Annotated in this window: 1 protein-coding gene; it reads left to right on the top strand. The window is 78.1% G+C overall.

What is annotated here, in order from left to right; translation table 11 throughout:
* A partial coding sequence (locus OO48_RS34030) for an HAD family hydrolase (protein WP_033223548.1) occupies positions 1 to 421 on the top strand: 421 nt, incomplete at both ends.

The raw sequence follows: 421 nt of genomic DNA, 5'->3' as shown, positions 1-421 counted from the left end.
GGCACCACCGAGGACGAGGCACTGCGCCTGGCCGGCGCCCTCGAACACGCCTCCGAACACCCCATCGCCCGGGCCGTGGCCACCGCCGCGCAGGAGCGGCTCGGCGACCTGCCCGCCGTCGAGGGCTTCCGCAACCGGCCCGGCCTCGGCGTCCAGGGCACCGTCGACGGCCACACCGTCCTGGCCGGCCGCACCCGCCTGCTCGACACCCCCCTGCCGGCCGGGCTGCTGGCGGCGAAGTCCGCCGCCGAGCGGGCCGGGCGGACCGCCGTCGCGGTCGGCTGGGACGGCACGACCCGCGCCGTCCTGGAGGTCGCCGACGCCGTCAAACCCACCAGCGCCGAAGCCGTCACCGCACTGCGCGCCCTGGGCCTGCGCCCCCTCCTGCTGACCGGCGACAACCACCTCGCGGCACAATCGG

The organism is Kitasatospora phosalacinea, assembly GCF_000716545.1.
Lineage (GTDB): Bacteria > Actinomycetota > Actinomycetes > Streptomycetales > Streptomycetaceae > Kitasatospora > Kitasatospora phosalacinea.
The sequence above is the reverse complement of the archived record's forward strand: the minus strand, read 5'-3'. Positions and strand labels throughout refer to the sequence as shown.